Below are 20,232 nucleotides of genomic sequence, written 5' to 3'. Positions count from 1 at the left end.
GGTTGAGTCCCGCGAAAGACACCCAAAATAGCACGACCGTTCGCAAATGGCTGAGGTGTCAACCACCGGCTCCAAAGCAGCTGGCGCTGAACGATAAAAAAACAAAGAAGGAGACACGTGTGCAATTGCTGCAACTGCTGATCAGCGGTGTGGCCCAAGGCTGTATTTACGGACTCATCGCCTTGGGTTTTGTGCTGATCTACAAGGCCACTGAAACGGTGAGCTTTGCCCAAGGCGATCTGATGATGGTCGGCGCCTTCGCGGGCTTGGCCGCCATGACATGGCTGGGCTTTCCGTTTTGGGTGTCTGTGCCCGCGGCCATCGTGGCCATGGGGGTGTTCGGCGTAGTGCTGGAGCGCCTGGTCATTCGCCCCATCTTGGGCCAGCCTGCTTTCTCCATCGTGATGCTCACCATTGGCGTGGGCTATTTGCTGCGTGGCCTGATCACCATGATCCCCAATGTGGGCACCGACACACACACCATGCCCGTGCCCTATGCCGGGCAGGTTTTGCAAATGGGTGCGCTGGTGGTGGCTGCCGAGCAACTGGTGGTCATCGCATTCACCGCCGTGTTGTGTTTGGGGTTGTTTGCCATGTTCAAGTACAGCAAACTGGGCATTGCCATGCAGGCTTCGTCGCAGAACCAGTTGGCGGCTTATTACATGGGCATTCCGGTGCAAAGTCTCAACGGTCTGGTTTGGGGTTTGGCAGCGGGCGTGGCTGCGGTCGCGGGCTTGCTGTTGGCGCCCATCACGTTTGTTCACGCCAACATGGGTTTTATTGGCCTGAAGGCTTTTCCGGCGGCGGTCGTGGGGGGGTTTGGCAGTTTGCCGGGTGCCATCGTGGGTGGTCTGGTGATTGGCATCGTCGAGTCGCTGGCTGGTTTTTACCTGCCTGAGGGCGTGAAAGACATTGCGCCTTACATCGTGGTCTTGCTCATGCTGGTGCTCAAGCCCAATGGCTTGTTCGGCGAAAAACTGCGCAAGAAAGTCTGAGGCCGAGCATGCGATTTATTTTCAAAACCGAATACAACCAAGACATCACGCTGGCCAAGCACGGCGGCCATGTGTTTTGGTACAGCTTGTTGGCGCTGTTTTTGGTGGCCGCGCCCTGGGTGCTGGCCGAATACTGGCTGGCCCAATTGACGTTTGTGCTGATCTACGCCGTCGTGGGCCTTGGGCTGATGCTGCTGGCGGGCTTCACCGGATTGTTCTCCATGGGGCATGCGGCCTTTTTGGGTGTGGGCGCCTATACCGAAGCAGTGATGGTGAATGCGGGTGTACCTTTTCCGTTGGCACTGTTGTGTGCAGGCTTGTTCTCAGCGATGGCGGGTGTCGTCGTCGGTTTGCCTGCCTTGCGCGTCAAAGGCATTTATCTGGGCATGGCCACCTTGTCGTTTGGCTTCATCGTCGAAGAGGGCATTGCCCGGTGGGAGCACATGACGGGCGGTAATGCGGGCCTGAGCGTCAGCCCGCCCGCGTTGATGGGCTGGACCTTGGAGAGCACCGAGTCGTTTTATTTCCTGTGCCTGGTGGTGACGGTGTTGGCCACGTTGGGCATTCTCAACTTGCTGCGCTCGTCCACCGGACGGGCTTTTGTGGCCATCCGTGATTCCGAAATTTCGGCGCAAAGCATGGGCATTCATTTGGCCCGCTACAAGACCTTGTCATTTGCCTTGTCGGCGGCGTTGGCGGGGATTGGTGGCGCTTTGTATGCGCACAAAATTCAGTTTCTCTCGCCCGACCAATTCAGCATCATTCAGTCGATTGACTTGTTGTTGATGGTGGTCATTGGCGGTTTGGGTTCGGTGCACGGTGCGTTTTTGGGTGCGATCTTTTTGATCGTCATGCCCCAACTCATCGCCATGGGCAAAGACTTTTTACCCGCCGCTATCGGTGGTGCCACGGGCTTGCAAGGCACGGTCTATGGCATGGTGTTGATTGCTTTTGTGCTGTTCGAGCCCATGGGCTTGTATGGCCGCTGGCTGAAGGTGCGCACCTGGTTCCAGCTGTTCCCGTTTTACCGCCGTGGCCTGTTCAAGCGCCAAAAATCCTTCCAAAAGTCGGACCGCCTCAAATGAACGACGACATCCTCCTTTCTGCTCAGAACCTGAGCGTGCGATTTGGCGGTGTACTGGCCGTCAACAACGTCAGCTTCGACGTCAAGCGCGGCGAAGTCTTCACCCTGATTGGCCCCAATGGCGCGGGCAAAACAACGGTGTTCAACCTGATCAGTCGCATCTATACCCCGACCACCGGTGTGATCGACTATGCCGGTCCGATTGGCACATTGCGTCTGACCGATCAGCCGCCGCACAACATCGCCGGCCTGGGCATCGCCCGCACGTTTCAGAACATCGAGCTGTTCGAGCACGCCACCGTGCTGCAAAACCTGCTGATTGGTCGTCATACGCACCGCAAAACCGGTGTGTGGCGCGAGATGTTTTTCAGTGCCCAAACCCGCGCCGCCGAGATCGAGGCGCGTGAAAAAGTCGAAGAAGTGATTGACTTCCTTGATTTGCAACACCATCGCGACTCGATGGTGGCGGGCTTGCCTTACGGCGTGCGCAAAGTGGTCGAGCTGGCTCGTGCCTTGTGCACCGAGCCTAAGCTGCTGTTGCTTGACGAGCCCTCATCGGGTTTGAACGTGGAAGAAACCGACGACATGGCGTTTTGGATTTCCGACATCCAGCATGAGCTGGGCATCACGGTGCTGATGGTTGAGCACGACATGGGCTTGGTGTCCAAAGTGTCCGACCGCGTGTTGGCCATGAGCCAAGGCCAAGAACTGGCCACCGGCACGCCTGCCCAGGTGCAAAGCGATGCCGGTGTCATTGAGGCCTATTTGGGCACGGTGGACGATGTGTCCAGCTTGCGCCGCGAAAACGACAAAGCGGAGGCCGCATGAATCACGTCGTGAATGAGGTCGGCCACAACGCTGGCCATGAAGACATCGTCTTGAAGTTGCTCAACGTGGAAAGCGCCTACGGCCCAATCAAGGCCATCCGTGGCGTGAGCTTGCAGGTCAAAAAAGGCGAGATCGCCACTGTGCTCGGATCCAACGGGGCTGGCAAAACCACCATCCTCAAAACCATCAGCGGCATCATTGATCCGCGCAAGGGATCGGTCGAATTCAAAGGCCAAAACATCACCGCCATGGACCCCGCCCACATTGTGCAGCGCGGTCTGATGCATGTGCCCGAAGGCCGCGAGGTGTTCCCGCTGCTGTCGATCCGCGACAACTTGTTGATGGGCGCCTACACCCGCAACGACCGCGATGGCGTGGCGCGCGACATGGAGGCGGTGTTCAACTACTTCCCGATTTTGCGCGAGCGTGCCGCACAAGACGCGGGCTTGCTCTCTGGCGGCCAGCAACAAATGTTGGCGATCAGCCGCGCCCTCATGGCCAACCCCGATCTGATCTTGCTCGACGAGCCCAGCTTAGGCCTGAGTCCCAAGTTGACCAAAGAAATTTTCGAGATCGTCGTGCGCATCAACCGCGAACGCGGCACCACCCTCTTGCTGGTGGAGCAAAACGCCAACATGGCGCTCAATGCCTCTGATTACGGTTATGTGTTGGAAAACGGCCGCATCGTGATGGAAGACACCTGTGCCCGCTTGCGTGAAAAGGACGACATCAAGGAGTTCTATTTGGGTCTCAAGGAAGAGGGCGTGCGTGCCGATCGCCGCTGGAAAAAGAAGAAAACCTGGAGATAAGAGATGAGCAACCTCTGGGACGCCTCGGGCATCCAGCCCAATAAAAACATCGTCATGGCGGGCGAGACCATTCCCGCCATTTTCTGGAACGCTGTAGCCGTTCGCGGACCCAACGTGTGGATGCGCCAAAAAGAGCTGGGCATCTGGCGTAGCTGGACCTGGAACAAAACGGCTGAGGCGGTGCGCGAAATTGGCCACGGCTTGATGTCACTGGGTTTTGAGGCCCAGCACACCGCCTCCATTTTGTCGAACACCAACATCGAATGGGTCTTGTGTGACTTGGCCGTTCTGAGCGCAGGCGGTGTGTCCAACGGCATTTACCCCACCGATGCGGCCGATCAGGTGCACTACCTGAGTGAAGACTCGGGCACGTCTTTCTTGTTTGTGGAAGACGACGAGCAGCTGGACAAAGCGCTGGCCGTGCGCGAGAGATTGCCCTTGCTCAAAAAGATCGTGGTGTTCGACATGGACGGGCTGCGCGAGTTCCATGATCCACAGGTCATCAGCCTCGATGACTTGCGCGCCTTAGGCCGTGAGCACCTGAAGGCCCATCCCGACCTGCTGGCTCAGAGCACACGGGCCTGCCAACCGCAAGACTTGGCCATTTTGGTCTACACCTCGGGCACCACTGGCAAGCCCAAGGGGGCGATGCACAACCACCGTGGGCTGGTCCACAGCGTGCGCGGCTACAACACGCTGATTGCCCGCGACGAGCGCGATGAATGCATGTGTTTCTTGCCGCTGTGTCACATTGCTGAGCGCATGGGCGGCGAGTATTTTTCGCTCTACACCGGCGCCAAATTGAACTTTGTCGAGAACCCTGAAACCGTGCCCGAAAACGTGCGCGAGATTGCGCCCACCGTATTCACCGGTGTGCCGCGCGTGTGGGAGAAGTTTTATTCCGGCGTCATGATTGCGCTCAAGGAAGCCGGTGGCTTTCAGCAGTCGGTGTATGGCTGGGCCATTGGTGTGGGTCAGCAAGTGGCTGAGTTGGTGCTGGCGCGCAAGCCTGTACCCGCCCATTTGAAACTGCGCTTTCATGTGGCGCGCTGGCTGGCGCTCAACAACGTACGCAAGATGATCGGCATTCACCGTGCTCGATTTCTGGTGACGGGCGCAGCGCCTATTTCGCCCGATCTGGTGCGTTGGTATTTGGCGTTGGGCCTGCCCATGCTGGAAGTTTGGGGCATGACCGAAACCTGTGGTGCCGCCACCGGTGTGCCAGCCGATCACATCAAGCCCGGCTCAATCGGCCCGGCTGCCGATTTCAACGAGGTACGGCTCGACCCATTGACCGGTGAAATTTTGGTGCGCGGCACCAACGTCTTCATGGGTTATCTGAACCTGCCCGAAAAAACCGCTGAAACGATTGATGCCGACGGCTGGCTGCACACCGGCGATGTGGGCGTGGTCGATGAGGAAGGGTTTTTCCGCATCACCGACCGCATGAAAGACATCATCATTACAGCAGGCGGCAAAAACATCACCCCGAGCGAGTTGGAAAACGAATTGAAATTCTCGCCCTACATCACCGATGCGGTGGTGATTGGCGACAAACGGGCCTACCTCACGGTGATCGTCATGATTGACCAAGAAAACGTTGAAAAATTTGCGCAAGACAACGACGTGCCGTTCTCCAACTACGCCAGCTTGACCCGCTCGGCGGAGGTGCAGGACCTGATTCAAAACGAGCTTGAGCGGGTGAATAAGAAATTTGCGCGTGTCGAGCAGATTAAGAAATTCTGGCTGCTGGAGACGCAACTCACCGCCGAAGACGAAGAGTTAACCCCCACCATGAAGCTCAAGCGCAAACTGGTTCAACAAAAGTACGCGTCGCAAATTGAAGCGATGTACCGCTGACCGATTCACCTTTCACTTTCAACAGGAGACAAACCCATGAAAATCAAACTCAGTCTGATCGCAGCCGCGATGGCCTTCACCGCCGGTGCGGCGATGGCCCAAACGCAAGGCGTGACCAAAAACGAACTTGTGATCGGGTCGATTCAAGATTTGTCGGGACCGCTGGCGGGTTTTGGCAAGCAAGTGCGCTTGGGCATGATGCTGCGCGTCGATGAAGCCAACGAACAAGATGGCGTCGGTGGCCGCAAGGTCAAGCTGCTGGTCGAAGACTCCGGTTACGACCCTCGCCGTGCGGTGCTGGCAGCCCAGAAGTTGGTCAACCAAGACAAGATTTTTGCGATGGTCGCCCACATTGGTACAGCGCAAAACATGGCGGCCATGCCTGTGCAGTTCCAAAAGAACGTGGTCAATTTCTTTCCCGTGACGGCTGCGCGTGAAATGTATGAGCCTTTCCACAAGCTCAAGTATTCGTTTGCGGCCACCTACTTTGACCAGATGCGTCAATCCGTGCCAATCCTGATCAAGGAAAAGGGCGCCAAGCAAATTTGCGCCATGTACCAAGACGACGAGTTCGGTTTGGAAGTGTTCCGCGGTGCTGAAGCGGGCCTGAAAGACGCGGGTTTGCAGTTCGCCGAAGTCACCACCTACAAACGTGGCGCGACCGACTTCTCCTCGCAAATGCAAAAACTGGCGTCTTCCAATTGCGATTTTGTGGTCATGGGCACCATCATCCGTGAAACCATTGGTGGCGTTGCCACAGCGCGTCGCTTGGGCTTCAACCCCACGTTCATCGGCTCTAGTGCGTCCTACACCGACTTGATCCACAAGCTCGGCGGCGCTCCCATGAACGGCTTTTACGCCACCATGACAGTGCAGCACCCTTATTTGGACGAAGCCGCACAGAACATCCGTTTCTGGGCCAACAAGTACAAAACCAAGTTCAACGAAGACCCCACCGTGTTCTCGGTGTATGGCTACAACGCGGTGGACGCCTACCTGCGTGCGGCGGAAAAAGCCGGTGCCAATCTGACCACCGAAACGTTCATCAAAGCCATGGACACCATGAAGTTGCCCTCTGACATGTTCGGCAGTCCTGAAATGACCTTCAGTGCCACCAAGCGTCTGGGCAGCAACATTTCGCGCATGTCTCAGATTCAAGACGGTCGCTGGAAAGTTGTATCTGACTATCCAAAAGCCAAGTAAGTCGCGCAGCGTGCGTGCTGCATGATGAACACCTCTCCCGCCGATCCGTCGCTCATCGATTCCCGTGAGGCGGCTTGGCGGCTGCTGGTCACGTTGGGCCTGGTCGTGCTGGGCAACAGCAGCATGTACGTGGTTTCTGTCGTGTTGCCTGCTGTCCAAGCCGAATTCGGCATTGGCCGGGCCGATGCGTCTTTGCCCTACACACTGATGATGGTGTGTCTGGGTGTGGGCGGTCTCTGGACTGGGCGTTTGGCCGATCGCCATGGGTTGATGCCCGTGCTGTGGGTCGGTGCGGCTGCGGTGTGCGGCGGCTTTTTTTGGGCGGGATCTTCCGACAGCATTTGGGCCTTTGGTTTGGCGCATGGCTTGTTGGGCTTGATTGGTAGCTCGTCGACGTTTGCGCCTCTGTTGGCCGACACCGCGTTGTGGTGGAACCGTCGGCGCGGCATTGCCGTCGCGATTTGTGCCAGTGGCAATTACATCGCGGGTGCCCTTTGGCCTCCTATCGTGCAGCATGGCATCGAGACCATCGGTTGGCGCCAGACTTATGTGCTGATGGGGCTGGTCTGTGGTTTGGGGATGCTGATTTTGTCGTTGCGCATGCGCCAACGTCCACCGCTGGTGTCGCTGGCCCCTGCGGGAAATGTGGCTAGCGAGGTGGATCGCAGTCGCCCGTTTGGCCTGCGCCCCGCACTTGCCCAGTTCCTGCTGTGCGTGGCTGGCGTGGCTTGCTGCGTGGCCATGTCCATGCCGCAGGTGCACATCGTGGCCTATTGCAGCGATCTGGGTTTTGGTGCCGCGCGCGGCGCGCAAATGCTGTCTCTGATGCTGGCATGCGGCATCGTCAGTCGTCTTGTGTCGGGCGTGATTTGCGACCGTATTGGGGGCATTCGCACCTTGTTGCTTGGTTCGGCCTTGCAAGGGGTGGCGTTGTTGCTGTTTTTGCCCTTTGACGGCATGGTGCCCTTGTATGTGATCTCGGCCATGTTCGGGTTGTTTCAGGGCGGCATCGTGCCCTCTTACGCCATCATCGTCCGTGAGCACTTTGATCCAAACGAAGCCGGTGCCCGGGTGGGCGCGGTCATCATGGCCACGCTGGTGGGCATGGCGTTGGGCGGTTGGTTGTCCGGTTGGGTGTTTGATGTGACGGGTAGCTACAAGGCCGCTTTTCTCAATGGCATTGCTTGGAATTTGCTGAACTTGTCCATCGCGGGCTGGTTGTTCTGGCGGGTGCGGCGTCAGGCGAGTGAAGCCAGTGCATCCCCTGCGTCGTCGGCCTGATCAAATTCCTAACTGCTTCGCGGCCAACTCTTTCATGATCTCTTCGGCCCCGCCGCCGATCATCATCACTTTCACTTCGCGGTAAACCCGCTCGCTCACGGTGCCGCGCATGTAGCCCATGCCGCCCAGCAGTTGCACCGCGGCATCGGCGCAAAACTGCATGGTTTGGGTGGCGTGGTTTTTCAGCAGACACACCTGGGCCACCCACTCGGCACCGGTCTGACCTGCATCGGCTTGCTGGGTGACCGCGTCTACCCAAGCCTGGGTGGACGAGATGCGCATCTGCATGTCCATCAGTTTGTGGCGAATCGCCTGCCGCTCGATCAAAGCTGCGCCAAAGGTCTGGCGCTGGCGTGTCCAGTCCAGCGCTTCGTCAAAACAAGCCTCAGCAAAACCCAGTGCCATGGCCGACATGGCCAGGCGCTCGCCATTGAAGTTGCCCATGATCATCTTGAAGCCCGCACCTTCGTCGCCCAGACGGTAACGTTGGGGCACCCGCACGCCGTCAAAACGCAGCTGCGCAGTGTCCGAGCTGTGCCAGCCCATCTTGTGCAAGCGCGTGCGCGAAATGCCGGGCGTGTCACCGGGCACCACGACCATGGAGATGCCGCTGGCGCCCTTGCTGGCCGGGTTGGTGCGCACCGCCAGCGTGATCCAGTCGGCGCGCAGGCCTGAGGTGATGAAGACTTTTTCGCCGTCGATCACGTAGTCCGCACCGTCTGTGCGTGCGGTGGTGCGCAAGCCGGCCACGTCCGAGCCGCCACCAGGCTCGGTGATGGCCAGCGCCGCGATGCGCTCGCCGCGCAAAACGGGTGGCACCACTTCGGCCTGCAGCTCGGCACTGCCGTGCGTCATGACCGGCGGCAGGCCGATGTTGAGTGAAAACAGGCTGGCCATCACGCCACCGCTGCCGCCGTATCGCGCCAGGGTTTGCGACAGCAGGTTGCGTGCGCGCCAAGGGGCTGGCGTGCCGCCCAAATGCTCGGGGTAGCCCAGGCCCAGCAGGCCCAGATCGGCGGCTTGCTTGTAGAGGCTGCGGTCGAATTGACCTGCTTCTTCCCACGCGGGCACATCCGGGGCTACGGCCTGTTTGGCAAAGCGCTCCACCGTGGTTTGCAGGCTTTGCAAATCTTCTGTTGTGAAATCAGCGGTGTTCATGTGGCGTCCCTCCATTGCACCAGCACCTGGCCGGGTGCGACTTGTTGGCCCACGCTGGCCGAGAGGCTGTGCACCACCGCATCGCGTGGTGCGCACAAAATGTGTTCGAGCTTCATCGACTCGATGACCAGCACGGCTTCGCCTTGCTTGACCTGTTGACCTTCTTGCACATGCAGCGCGATCAGCTTGCCGTTGAAGGGCGCGCGCAGCGACTGCGCGGCTTGTGCGCTGGCACCTGTGCTGGGCGGGTTGTGGCTCTGGTCGGTGAGCCACAGCTCCACGCATTCGGGGCCTTGCAGTTGCACATGCCAGCGCTGGACCGCACCCGTGCAGGCTACAGCGCGGGCTTGCCAGAGGCGGCCGTTCAGCGTGATGTGCAGCAGATCGCCGCTGCGGTGCATGCGGGCCTCGTGTGTGGTGTCGCCCATTTGGACGCGCACTTGCCCTTGCCCCAGCTCCTGCAAACTCAGCGCCAAGACCTCTTCACCCAGGCCCATGCGCACGGGTCGCATGAACGGGCTGGGCATCGCGGCTGCGGGCGCTTGGATTGCGTAGAGCACAGCCAGCACGGCCACGGTGCGTGCGTCGCCATGGGTTTGCAGGCGTTTGCGCACCATGTCGGCTTGTTCGGCCAAAAACGGAATCAGAGCCTCGCCTGCTGTAAACGTGGGGTGTTGCAAACAAGCGGCCAAAAACGCCCGGTTGGTCGGCAAGCCCAGCAGCGTGGTTTGGTGCAGGCCTGCGCATAGGCGATCGATCGCTTCGCGGCGTGTGGGCGCGTGGGCGATCAGCTTGCCCAGCATCGAATCGTAGTGCGGCGTGACCACCGCACCCACATGCAGCGCATGGTCAAAGCGCAAGCCCTCAGGCGCTGCAAAGGCTTGCACCGTGCCAGTCTGCGGGGTGAAGTGTTCGTCTTCGGCGCACAAGCGCACTTCGATGGCATGGCCTTGCAGCTGCACATCGGCTTGCGCCAGCGGCAGAGCTTCACCGCGTGCGATGCGCAGTTGCCACTCCACCAAGTCAAGTCTCGTGAGCATTTCGGTGACGGGGTGTTCCACCTGCAAGCGGGTGTTCATCTCCATCAAATAGAAAGGTTTGTCGGCCTGGGCTTCATCCAGCAAAAACTCGACCGTGCCCGCGCCCACATAGCCCGCCGATTGGGCCAGTGCGATGGCCGCTTGCCCGAGCTGCTCGCGCAGCGCGGGCGTCACCGCCGGGCTGGGCGATTCTTCGATAATTTTTTGGTGTCGTCGCTGCACCGAGCAGTCGCGCTCACCCAGGTGAATGCAGTGGCCTTGTGTGTCGGCCATGATCTGCACCTCGATGTGTCGGGGGCGCAGCAAGGCGCGCTCCATCAGCAAATCGCCGTTGCCAAAACCGGCCAGGGCTTCCGAACGTGCGCTGTGCAAGGCGGGCAATAGTTGGGCCATGTCGGTCACCAAGCGCATGCCGCGCCCGCCGCCCCCGGCCACGGCTTTCACCATCAGCGGCAGGCCAAACTGCTCAGCTTGTGCAGTGAAGGTGGCATCGCTTTGGTCCGCGCCAAAGTAGCCCGGCAGGCAGGGCACGCCGTGCTGAAGGGCCAGTGCTTTGGCGGCCGACTTGCTGCCCAGTGCGCGGATGGCTTCAGGAGGCGGCCCGACCCAGGTCAGGCCCGCGTCGATCACGGCCTGGGCGAATTCGGCGTTCTCGCTCAAAAAACCATAACCCGGGTGTACCGCATCGGCCCCGGTGGCCTTTGCTGCTGCCAGCAGTTTGTCGACGCGCAAATACGAGTCAGCGGACAGCGTGCCGCCCAAAGCGACGGCGGTGTCGGCTTCGTGCACATGCAGCGCCTCGCGGTCGGCGTCTGAATAAACGGCCACCGTCTGGATGCCCATGTGGCGGGCAGTGCGGATCACGCGGCGGGCGATCTCGCCCCGATTGGCAATCAGCAGGCGGGTGACGCGGGTGGGGAGGTTGCTGCTCATGGTTGTTTCTCTTGGCTCAAAGTCCAGGGCGCAGGCTGTTTGCGTGCAAACGCGGCCAGACCTTGCGCGGCTTCGGCGCTGCGCAAGCCTTGCGCAAAAGCTTGTGCAGCGGCATCGCGCAAATCAGGCACCGGGCCACGCAGCTGCCGCAGCAGTTGTTTGGTGCTGGACACCGCGCCGGGTGCTGCACGCATGAGGCGCTGCAAAATGGCTTGCCAAGCTTCGTCGCTGTTCTGCTCGACCACTTCATTGACCAAGCCCACTTGCAGCGCTTGGGCCGCGTTGTAACTCAGACCTTGCAACAGACATTGACGCGCTGCACTCTCGCCCAGGCGCTGCCATACGAATGGCGCAATCTGCGCAGGCGGCAAGCCCAGCGTGACTTCGGGCGTGCCCAGTACCGAACGCGCTGTGGCCACCACATGGTCGGCGCAGCACACCAGGCCAAAGCCGCCGCCCATGGCCGCGCCATCGACCCGGCACACCAGCAACTGGGGCAGGGCAGAGAGGGCATGCAACAGGTCACCGAATCCGCGGTTCATGGCCAGCAGTGGGTCGGTTTGCCCTTCCTGCAAGGGCTGGCCGATCAGGCTGGCAAAGCCGCCCAAACTGCCGCCCGCGCAAAAGGCACCGCCTGCGCCGGTCAGCACCACGATGCGCAGTGTGGAGTCCGCAGCAACCCGCGTGCAGGCTTGCAGCAAGCTGTCCACCACCGCATCGCTCAAGGCGTTGCGTGTGGCTGGGTCGTTCAGGGTCCAGGTCTCGACTGCGCCCTGGCGCTCGATCAATAAAGCCTGGCTCATTTTTGGGGCCGCTTGGCAATGCCCATCATCTTGGCCAGGATGCCCAGCATGACCTCGTCGGCCCCGCCGCCAATCGAGGCCAAGCGGCCATCGCGGTACATGCGCGAGACCTTGTTCTCCCAGGTGAAACCCATGCCGCCCCAAAACTGAAGGCAGGTGTCGGGCACGGTGCGGTTCAGGCGTCCTGCTTTGAGCTTGGCCATGGTGGCCCACTCGGTCACGTCTTCGCCCGCGATGTAGTGTTCGCAGGCCTGGTAAGTCAGGGCGCGCAGGCACTCCACATCGGCCTTGAGCTCGGCCAACTTGAACTGCACCCATTGCTGGTCGGCCAGAGTTGATCCAAACAACTTGCGCTCTTGCGCCCATTCCACCGTCCACTGGATGCAGTTGGTCAACGACTGCAGCGTGCTGGCCGCACACCACAGGCGCTCTTCTTGGAACTGTTGCATCTGGTAGATAAAGCCTTGGCCCTCGGCGCCGATGCGGTAGCGTTGCGGCACCCGCACTTCGTCAAAATAAATCAGGCCGGTGTCGCTGCTGTTCATGCCGATTTTTTTGATCTTTTTGCCCACCTCGATGCCGGGCAGCAGCTTGCCGTTCTCGCGCATGGGCACCATGACGAGACTTTTGTTTTTATGCGGATTGTTGCCCGCTCCGCTCTGACCTTCACCCGTGTTGACCAGCATGCACATCCAGTCGGCTTGCAAGCTGTTGGTGATCCACATCTTCTGACCGCTGATGACGTAGTCGTCACCGTCCTTGCGGGCTACGGTTTTGATGCCCGCCACATCGCTGCCCGCACCCGGCTCGCTCACGCCAATGCAGCCCACCATGTCGCCCGCAATGGCCGGGGCCAAAAATTGTGCGCGCAATTCATCACTGCCAAAGCGTGCCAAGGCGGGCGTGGCCATGTCGGTTTGCACACCAATGGCCATGGGGATGCCGCCGCAGTCGATGTGGCCCAGCGCTTCGGCCATGGCCATGCTGTATGAATAGTCCAGCCCCGCACCGCCGTAAGCCTCAGGCTTGGTCAGGCCCAGCAGGCCCAAGTTGCCCATCTTTTTGAAGACCTCATGCGCCGGAAAAATCTCGGCCGCCTCCCACTCGTCCACATGGGGGTTGATCTCGGCTTCGATAAAACGCTTGAGCGTGTTCTGGATCTCGCGGTGTTCGTGGGTGTATTGCATGGTGTGTCTCCGTGGGGTGGGTTCAGGGGTGCAGATCGAAGTGGCCAATGCTGTGCGCTTGTCCATTGAGGACGATCTCGACGGTGTGGCGGCCCGGGTGGTGGGTGCGGGTGCTCATTTGGCGCAGCGACAGTGTTTTTTCGAGCACGCCATGGCCGTGAGCATCAATCTGCACGGTGCTGCCTTTGAACACCTTGGGGCTTAGCGTGCCGTTGGCCTTGACGTAAAACACGCGCCAATCGGCCAGAGCGCTGGCCGCCTGTGCCGTGGGGTTGTGCAATTGGCAGCGCAAAGTCACGCTCTCGCCAATGCGGGCTGTTGAGGGACTGATGCTCGCGCTGTGAACCTGCAAGGGGCTCACTTGCCCGTGGCCGAACAAGGCCAACGCCTGCGCATCACCGCGCTTGATGGCGGTACGCAGGGCATGGCGCAGCAAGGCCTGCCGCGAGGCAGGCACCGGCGCATCGTCCAGCCATTGGCGGGCCAATCTGGTGAGCAGCTCGGGGTGGTCTTTGCCGATGTCGTTCAGGTGGTTGGCCACCGAGCGGCGCACATAGGCCGAGGGGTCGTCACGCAAGCGGGCCAACAAAGGCAGCACCGGAGACGGGTCGCGCACAAAGTCCGGCAAGCGTGCGGCCCAGGGCAAGCGGGGCCGTGTGGCTTCACTCACGGCGCGGCGCACATGTGCGTTGTCGTCTTGCGCCCACAGCGACAGATGAGCCAAAGTGGCCTGGGTGTGCTGCTGCAAAAACGGCCGCAGGCTAAATTCAGCCGTGAAGCGTTGGGTCAGCGCGTGTTGGGCGTGCAGGGCCTCGGGCAGATGCTGCAGGCCATGGCTGGCGATGTACATGCTGTGCGGCAGATAAAAGAAGCTGCTGGGCACATCGCCACTGGCGGTGGGCTCACCGTGTTTGTCGAGCCCCATAGGACGACCCATGGCCTGCACCAACAAAGGGGCGGCTTGCGCAAAGTCAGGCGGCAAACATGTCGCCATCACTTTGGCCAGGCGGCGGCCACGGTCCATCAGGCCCAAGGCTTCAAAGTCGGCCCCCATGGCCTTTTGCCATTGGCCCCGATGCACCGAAGCCCCCGCCGCTGCGAGTTGCTCACCCAACTGGTGGGCCGCGTCCAGCGGGAGCATGTGTTTCAAATCGGTGGCCATGTCTGGGCCTTCACATGCGGGCCACGCCAAACGTGCTGGCGCGGGGTTGGCGTGCTGCACTATCGGCACAGGTGTCCAGGCAAAAGCTGAGCACGCTGCGGGTGTCGCGCGGGTCGATCACGCCGTCGTCCAGCACCAGGCCGCTGGTGTAGAAGGCATCGGCCTGCGCTTCAAACAGGGCCACGATCTTGTCGAACTGGGCTTGCATCTTGTCTGGGTCGGGCGTGATGCCTTTGCGGGCCATGCCGGCCTCGGCCACGATCTGCATGGTGCGGGCCGCTTGCTCGCCGCCCATCACGGCTGTCTTGGCGCCTGGCCAGCTGAACAAAAAGCGCGGCGCATAGCCCCGCCCACACATGCCGTAGTTGCCCGCACCAAAAGAAGCCCCGCACTGGATGGTGATCTGCGGCACGGTGGCGTTGGTCACGGCCTGGATCATTTTGGAGCCGTGTTTGATCATGCCGCCTTGCTCGCTGTCTTTGCCCACCATGTAGCCGGTGGTGTTTTGCAAGTAAATGATGGGGTGGCCCAGCTGGCACATCCACTGGATGAAGTGTGTGGCCTTGTTGGCCCCGGCCACATCAATCGGCCCGTTGTTGCTGATGATGCCGACCGCATGGCCGCCGATGCGTGCTTGGGCACACACCGTGGCCGCGCCAAACAGGGGTTTGAATTCCAGAAAATCTGAATCGTCCACCAGCCGCAAGATCACTTCGCGCATGTCGATGGGTTCGCGGTGGTGGGCGGGCATCAGGCCCAGCAATTCTTCGGCGTCAAAGCGCGGGGGTTTGGCCTCTCGCTGTGTCTTGTGTGCTGGCCAGTCCCAGCGCGCCACCACATCGCGTGCCGTGCCCAGCGCGTGGCGGTCGTCTTCGCACAGGTATTCACCCAGGCCCGACACGCTGGTGTGCATCTCGGCCCCGCCCAGTTCTTCTTCGGTGGCCACTTCGCCCGTGGCGGCTTTGAGCAAAGGCGGCCCGGCCAGAAACGCGCGTGACCTGCCGCGCACCATGATCACCGTGTCACTCAAGCCCGGCATGTACGCTCCGCCCGCCGTGCCCGAGCCGTGTTGCACCGTGAGCACCGGCAAGCCCGCCGCTGACAAGCGGGCGAGGTTGCGAAACAGACTGCCGCCCAACACAAAACCTTCGACCTTGTACTGCATCAGGTTGGCCCCGGCGCTTTCGACCAGGTGCACAAAGGGCAGTTTGTTTTCGAATGCCAACTCTTGCACGCGCAAAATCTTTTCCAGGCCCCGCGCCTGAATGGCTCCGGCTTCGATGCCCGAGTCGCTGGCCACCACCATGCAGCGCACGCCACTGATGAAGCCAATGCCCGCGATCATGCCGCCGCCGGGCACCGACTTGGCCGGGTCGGGTGTGTCCTGCATGAAGCCTGCCAGCGCACACAGGGGCAAGAAGGGCGCACCCGGATCGAGCAGCAAGGCCACGCGTTCACGCGGCAGCAACTGGCCACGCTTGTCGAACACGGGTTTGGATTGGGCCGAGGCAAGCGCCGCGCGGTCTTGCAAGGCTTGCCATTGCGCCAAGCGGGCCAGTGCGGCTTCGCGCCGCTGCTGGGCCACGGGGTTGTGCGGGTTCCAGGTGGATTCGAAATTCATTGGAATACCTTGGGGGTCACGGCGCGGTGAAAGCCGTTAAAGGGTTTGACCGCATCGCGTGTTTGCACATCGGCTTGGGCCACACCTTGCTGCCAGCCCATGCGCATTTGCGGGCGGGCACCGTCCACACGCAGCACTGTGCCGCTGACGAAGCTGGCAGCGGGTGACAACAAAAACACAATGGCGGCGGACGTTTCAGCTTCGGTGCCAAAGCGGCCTTGTGGCACCGTGTTGCGCATCTCGCGCAGCATGGGCCCAGCCTCGGGCGGGTAGTGGTCCATGCCGCTGCTGGCGATGTAGCCCGGGGCCACGGCGTTGACGCGCACACCTTGAGCCGCCCATTCGAGTGCAGCGGTTTCGGTGAAGCTGACCATGCCTGCCCGCGCTGCGCCGCTGTGGCCCATGCCCGGCATCGAGCCCCACATGTCTGCCACGATGTTGACCACCGCGCCGCCGTGCTGTTGCATGCTTTGGTTGAAGCACTCACGCGCCACCAAAAAGCCACCCGTGAGGTTGGTGTCAATGACCGCTTGCCAGCCTTTGGCGCTGGTCTTGGCCAGGGGCGAGATGTATTGCCCGCCCGCGTTGTTGACCAAGCCATGAATGCGCCCGTGCTGCTGCACCACCTGCGCGACCATGGCTTTCACATCGTCTTCGCGCCGGATGTCGCAGCTGTGCCAAGTGGCTTGCCCACCGTCACCGGTGATCTCTTGCGCGGTGGCGGTCAGTTTGTCGGGGTTGCGGCCCACCAGCACCACATGCGCGCCCAGGCTGGCCAGCTCGTGTGCGGTGCAGCGGCCAATGCCCGAGCCGCCGCCGGTGACCAGAATCACTTGCCCGCTCAGCAGGCCGGGGGAAAAGACCGAACGGTAGGGTGTGGTTGTTGTCATGTGGGGTCTCTCAAAAACAAGGCCAGAGCGGCATCGGTCAAATCGTCCAGCGATGCGCGAGCGGGGCTTTTAGGTGTTGTTTGGGTTGCTGCTTTGGCTGAACGTTTGACAGGTGTTTGAGTTGGCGATTGGTACCACTGCACCGCCCAGTTGAGCGCGCCAAAAATCATCAAGCGCGCCAGCTGCACCGGGGCCTGCAACTGCCCACTGACATGCAGCGCTTGCAACACGGGCGTCCACGCGGCTTCGTACCCATCCTTGATCTGCGTGATGGTCTGGCGCTGCTCGCCGTTGAGGGACCGCCATTCGTACAGCATCACCGGGATGAAATCGCTGTCAGGCCCCAGCAGCACATCGAACTGGTTGCGGATCAGGGCGCGCAGTTGTTCGCGTGGGGGCAGGTCATCCGGCAGGTCAGCACAAGCGGCAGTTTGCCGTTGGCTGGCTTGCTTCATGCCCTCGACCATCACGGCCAGCAACAGGTCTTGTTTGTTGCCGAAGTGATAAAACGGCGAGCCCGGCTGCATGCCCACCAGCGCTGCGATTTCTCGGGTGCTGGTGGCGTCGTAACCTTTGCGGTGAAACAGTTGCGCCGCCGCCGAGATCAGCGCCTGGCGGCGGTTGCCGTCGTCGCGCTCGCCTTCGGTCTTGCGGGGGCGACCGCGTGCGCGTTTGGGTTCAATGAGGGTGGGGGAGCTGATCATTTTTGAGATGTCATGCCGGACTTGATCCGGCATCCATGCGTGAAAGGGGATGGACCCCGGGTCAAGCCCGGGGTGACAGATGAGGATGGACCGTGGGTCAAGCCCCGGGTGACAGCTGAGGGGTGTGACACGGTGTCCGCGCTTCAGCGCCCCGCCAAACCCATGCTGCGCGAGATCACTTCTTTCATGATCTCGTTGGTGCCGCCGTAGATGCGTTGCACGCGGGCGTCGGCATAGGCGCGGGTGATGGGGTATTCCCACATGTAGCCGTATCCGCCGTGCAGCTGCACACATTCGTCCATCACTTTGCACTGCAAATCCGAGCACCAGTACTTGGCCATGCTGGCCGTCGCGGTGTCGAGTTTGTCTTGCAGCAGCAGTTCGCTGCATTTGTCCACAAACACACGGGCCACTTGCACTTCGGTCTGCAACTCGGCCAGGGTGTAGCGGGTGTTTTGGTAGTTGCCCACGGCCTGGCCAAACACCTTGCGGTCTTTCACGTATTGCACCGTCCAGTCGATGGCCGCTTGCGCTGCGGCAATGCCGCCAATCGCGATTTGCAGGCGCTCCCAAGGCAATTGCTCCATCAGGCAAATGAAGCCCTTGCCCTGCATGGCGGTGCCGCCCAGCAGCTGGTCGGCACTGACCTTGACGTTGTCAAAAAACAGCTCGGACGTGTCTTGGGCTTTGAGGCCCAGCTTTTTCAAGCGCTTGCCTTTTTCAAAGCCGGGTGTGCCGCTCTCGATCAAAAACAGGCTGGTGCCCTTGGCTCCGGCGGCCGGGTCGGTCTTGGCCACCAGAATGACCAAGTCGGCGTGCCAGCCGTTGGTGATGAAGGTCTTGCTGCCGTTGATCACATAGTGGCCGTCGGCTTCGCTACCGGAGGGGCCTGCTTGCCATATGGCCGTGGTTTTCACGCCCTGCAGGTCCGAGCCCGCAGCCGGCTCGCTCATGGCAATCGCACCCACCATCTCCCCGCTGGCCAGCTTGGGCAGGTACTTTTGCTTTTGCGCTTCGGTGCCGTAATGCAGGATGTAAGGGGCGACGATCTCGCTGTGCAGGCCGTAGCCGATGCCGGTGAAACCTGCGCGAGACAACTCCTCCATCTGCACCACCGAATACAGCTTGTCTGCATCCGAGCCGCCGTAGGCCTCGGGCAGAGTCATGCACAAAAAGCCGTTGTCACCGGCTTTGTCCCACACGGCGCGGTCGACATAGCCTTGTTCTTCCCAGGCCTCGTGGTGGGGGGCGATTTCTTTATCCATGAAGCGGCGAAAGCTGTCGCGAAAAGCTTCGTGGTCAGGCGTGAAAAGCGTGCGTTCAATCATGACGGTTCCTTGCAAAAAACTAGGGTTTATTTATACAGAGCGTTTGCTTTGTAAAAAGTATACTGATTCGAAATTCCCGCAACACAGGGTCTAACCCTTGATGACATTCAGGAGACATTCATGAGCGAAGCATTTGTTTATGACGCCATACGCACACCGCGTGGCAAAGGCAAAAAAGACGGCAGCCTGCACGAGGTCAAGCCCATCAGCTTGTTGTCGGGTGTGCTGCGCGAGCTGCAAAGCCGCAACCAATTCGACACCGCTGCGGTGGACGATGTGGTCATGGGCGTGGTCTCGCCCATTGGCGAGCAGGGCTCGGTCATCCCCAAAGTCGCGGCACTGGCTGCCGGTTGGGACTGGCGCTGTTCGGGCGTGCAGCTCAACCGTTTTTGCGCTTCGGGTTTAGAAGCCGTCAACATGGCCGCCATGAAGGTGCGCAGCGGCTGGGAAGAGCTGGTCGTGGCCGGTGGCCTAGAGAGCATGAGCCGCGTGCCGATTGGCTCCGACGGCGGTGCTTGGGCGCAAGACCCCGAGACCAACAGCGCCACGCTGTTCGTGCCGCAAGGCATTGGCGCTGACCTGATCGCCACCATGAGCGGCTTCACGCGCCACGATGTCGACGCCTTTGCGGTCGAGTCGCAAAAGCGCGCTACTGCCGCGCGTGCAGCGGGCTATTTCGATGGCTCGGTGGTGCCGGTCAAAGACAAGCTGGGCCAGGTCATCTTGGCGCAAGACGAATTCATCAAGCCCAGCACCACGGTGGAAACACTGGGTGGCCTGAAAGCCTCGTTTGAACAACTCGGTGCCATGGGCTTTGACGCGGTGGCTTTGCAGCGTTACCCGCAAGTCGAACGCATCCACCATGTGCACCACGCAGGCAACTCATCAGGCATCGTGGACGGCGCAGCGGCTGTGTTGATCGGCTCGGAAGCCGCAGGAAAAACCCATGGTTTGACCCCACGCGCCCGCATCGTGTCGGTGGCTTTGTCGGGCGCTGACCCGACCATCATGCTGACTGGCCCGATGCCGGCTGCGCGTAAGGCGCTGGCCAAGGCGGGCCTGACGATTGACCAAATTGATTTGTTCGAGATCAACGAAGCCTTTGCCGCCGTGCCCATGAAGTTCATGCAAGAGATGCATGTGCCGCACGACAAGGTGAACGTGAACGGCGGCGCGATTGCCATGGGCCACCCGCTGGGGGCCACGGGCGCGATGATCATTGGCATCTTGATTGATGAGCTGCACCGCCGCAAGTTGCGCTACGGCTTGGCCACTTTGTGTGTGGGCGGCGGCATGGGCATTGCCACCATCGTTGAACGCGTTTGATTGGGGAAAGAACACCATGA

17 protein-coding genes are annotated in these 20,232 nt (G+C 60.8%); 8 read left to right on the top strand and 9 right to left on the bottom strand.

What is annotated here, in order from left to right; genetic code table 11:
* Nucleotides 1-119: 119 nt before the first annotated feature.
* Genes B9Z42_RS11700 through B9Z42_RS11670 form a run of 7 tightly spaced genes read left to right on the top strand, consistent with a single transcriptional unit; the run spans nt 120 to nt 8,060 of the window.
* Complete coding sequence (locus B9Z42_RS11700) at nt 120-995, top strand: branched-chain amino acid ABC transporter permease (protein WP_100133684.1); 876 nt, start codon at nt 120-122, stop codon at nt 993-995.
* A gap of 8 nt (nt 996-1,003) precedes the next feature.
* Entirely contained in the window at nt 1,004-2,080 is a 1,077-nt protein-coding gene (locus tag B9Z42_RS11695) for a branched-chain amino acid ABC transporter permease (RefSeq protein ID WP_100133576.1), read from the top strand.
* On the top strand, nt 2,077-2,907 hold the full coding sequence (locus tag B9Z42_RS11690; RefSeq protein ID WP_100133575.1) for an ABC transporter ATP-binding protein: 831 nt from the start codon (nt 2,077-2,079) through the stop codon (nt 2,905-2,907). Before B9Z42_RS11695 ends, B9Z42_RS11690 begins: the two co-directional genes overlap by 4 nt.
* Nucleotides 2,904-3,716, top strand: coding sequence for an ABC transporter ATP-binding protein (locus B9Z42_RS11685; RefSeq protein ID WP_100133574.1), 813 nt, complete (start codon nt 2,904-2,906; stop codon nt 3,714-3,716). Before B9Z42_RS11690 ends, B9Z42_RS11685 begins: the two co-directional genes overlap by 4 nt.
* Nucleotides 3,717-3,719: 3 nt before the next feature.
* Entirely contained in the window at nt 3,720-5,576 is a 1,857-nt protein-coding gene (locus B9Z42_RS11680; RefSeq protein ID WP_100133573.1) for a long-chain fatty acid--CoA ligase, read from the top strand.
* Nucleotides 5,577-5,612: 36 nt separating this feature from the next.
* On the top strand, nt 5,613-6,779 hold the full coding sequence (locus B9Z42_RS11675; RefSeq protein ID WP_100133572.1) for an ABC transporter substrate-binding protein: 1,167 nt from the start codon (nt 5,613-5,615) through the stop codon (nt 6,777-6,779).
* A 24-nt stretch (nt 6,780-6,803) separates the two neighbouring features.
* Nucleotides 6,804-8,060, top strand: coding sequence for an MFS transporter (locus tag B9Z42_RS11670; protein ID WP_100133683.1), 1,257 nt, complete (start codon nt 6,804-6,806; stop codon nt 8,058-8,060).
* Here B9Z42_RS11670 and B9Z42_RS11665 read toward each other — a convergent pair whose 3' ends face one another.
* The 9 genes from B9Z42_RS11665 to B9Z42_RS11625 all read right to left on the bottom strand — a co-directional run bounded on the left by B9Z42_RS11665 (nt 8,061) and on the right by B9Z42_RS11625 (nt 18,886).
* Entirely contained in the window at nt 8,061-9,218 is a 1,158-nt protein-coding gene (locus B9Z42_RS11665) for an acyl-CoA dehydrogenase family protein (protein ID WP_100133571.1), read from the bottom strand. It abuts the gene before it with no gap.
* Nucleotides 9,215-11,191, bottom strand: coding sequence for a biotin carboxylase N-terminal domain-containing protein (locus tag B9Z42_RS11660; protein ID WP_100133570.1), 1,977 nt, complete (start codon nt 11,189-11,191; stop codon nt 9,215-9,217). The genes B9Z42_RS11665 and B9Z42_RS11660 overlap by 4 nt, the downstream gene beginning before the upstream one ends.
* Nucleotides 11,188-11,994: an enoyl-CoA hydratase/isomerase family protein gene (locus B9Z42_RS11655; RefSeq protein ID WP_100133569.1), complete on the bottom strand. Its 807-nt coding sequence runs from the start codon at nt 11,992-11,994 to the stop codon at nt 11,188-11,190. Before B9Z42_RS11655 ends, B9Z42_RS11660 begins: the two co-directional genes overlap by 4 nt.
* Complete coding sequence (locus B9Z42_RS11650; protein WP_100133568.1) at nt 11,991-13,181, bottom strand: acyl-CoA dehydrogenase family protein; 1,191 nt, start codon at nt 13,179-13,181, stop codon at nt 11,991-11,993. The genes B9Z42_RS11655 and B9Z42_RS11650 overlap by 4 nt, the downstream gene beginning before the upstream one ends.
* Nucleotides 13,182-13,203: 22 nt before the next feature.
* A complete protein-coding gene (locus B9Z42_RS11645) occupies nt 13,204-14,412 on the bottom strand; it encodes a DNA alkylation repair protein (protein ID WP_158235947.1) in 1,209 nt (402 codons plus the stop codon).
* Nucleotides 14,354-15,964 (bottom strand): acyl-CoA carboxylase subunit beta, encoded by a 1,611-nt coding sequence (locus B9Z42_RS11640; RefSeq protein ID WP_100133566.1) that lies wholly within the window; start codon nt 15,962-15,964, stop codon nt 14,354-14,356. Before B9Z42_RS11640 ends, B9Z42_RS11645 begins: the two co-directional genes overlap by 59 nt.
* Nucleotides 15,961-16,854 carry an SDR family oxidoreductase gene (locus B9Z42_RS11635; protein ID WP_100133565.1) on the bottom strand — a complete coding sequence of 298 codons (894 nt, stop codon included), beginning with the start codon at nt 16,852-16,854 and terminating at the stop codon, nt 15,961-15,963. The genes B9Z42_RS11640 and B9Z42_RS11635 overlap by 4 nt, the downstream gene beginning before the upstream one ends.
* Complete coding sequence (locus B9Z42_RS11630; RefSeq protein WP_100133682.1) at nt 16,851-17,558, bottom strand: TetR/AcrR family transcriptional regulator; 708 nt, start codon at nt 17,556-17,558, stop codon at nt 16,851-16,853. Before B9Z42_RS11630 ends, B9Z42_RS11635 begins: the two co-directional genes overlap by 4 nt.
* 143 nt (nt 17,559-17,701) lie before the next feature.
* Nucleotides 17,702-18,886 carry an acyl-CoA dehydrogenase family protein gene (locus B9Z42_RS11625; RefSeq protein WP_100133564.1) on the bottom strand — a complete coding sequence of 395 codons (1,185 nt, stop codon included), beginning with the start codon at nt 18,884-18,886 and terminating at the stop codon, nt 17,702-17,704.
* Nucleotides 18,887-19,006: 120 nt separating this feature from the next.
* Between B9Z42_RS11625 and B9Z42_RS11620 the strand changes: the two genes are divergently transcribed.
* A complete protein-coding gene (locus tag B9Z42_RS11620) occupies nt 19,007-20,212 on the top strand; it encodes an acetyl-CoA C-acetyltransferase (RefSeq protein WP_100133563.1) in 1,206 nt (401 codons plus the stop codon).
* Nucleotides 20,213-20,232: the final 20 nt, after the last annotated feature.

It is taken from the genome of Limnohabitans sp. B9-3, from assembly GCF_002778325.1.
Taxonomy (GTDB): Bacteria; Pseudomonadota; Gammaproteobacteria; order Burkholderiales; family Burkholderiaceae_C; genus Limnohabitans; species Limnohabitans kasalickyi.
This window is presented reverse-complemented; position numbering and strand designations above follow the sequence as displayed.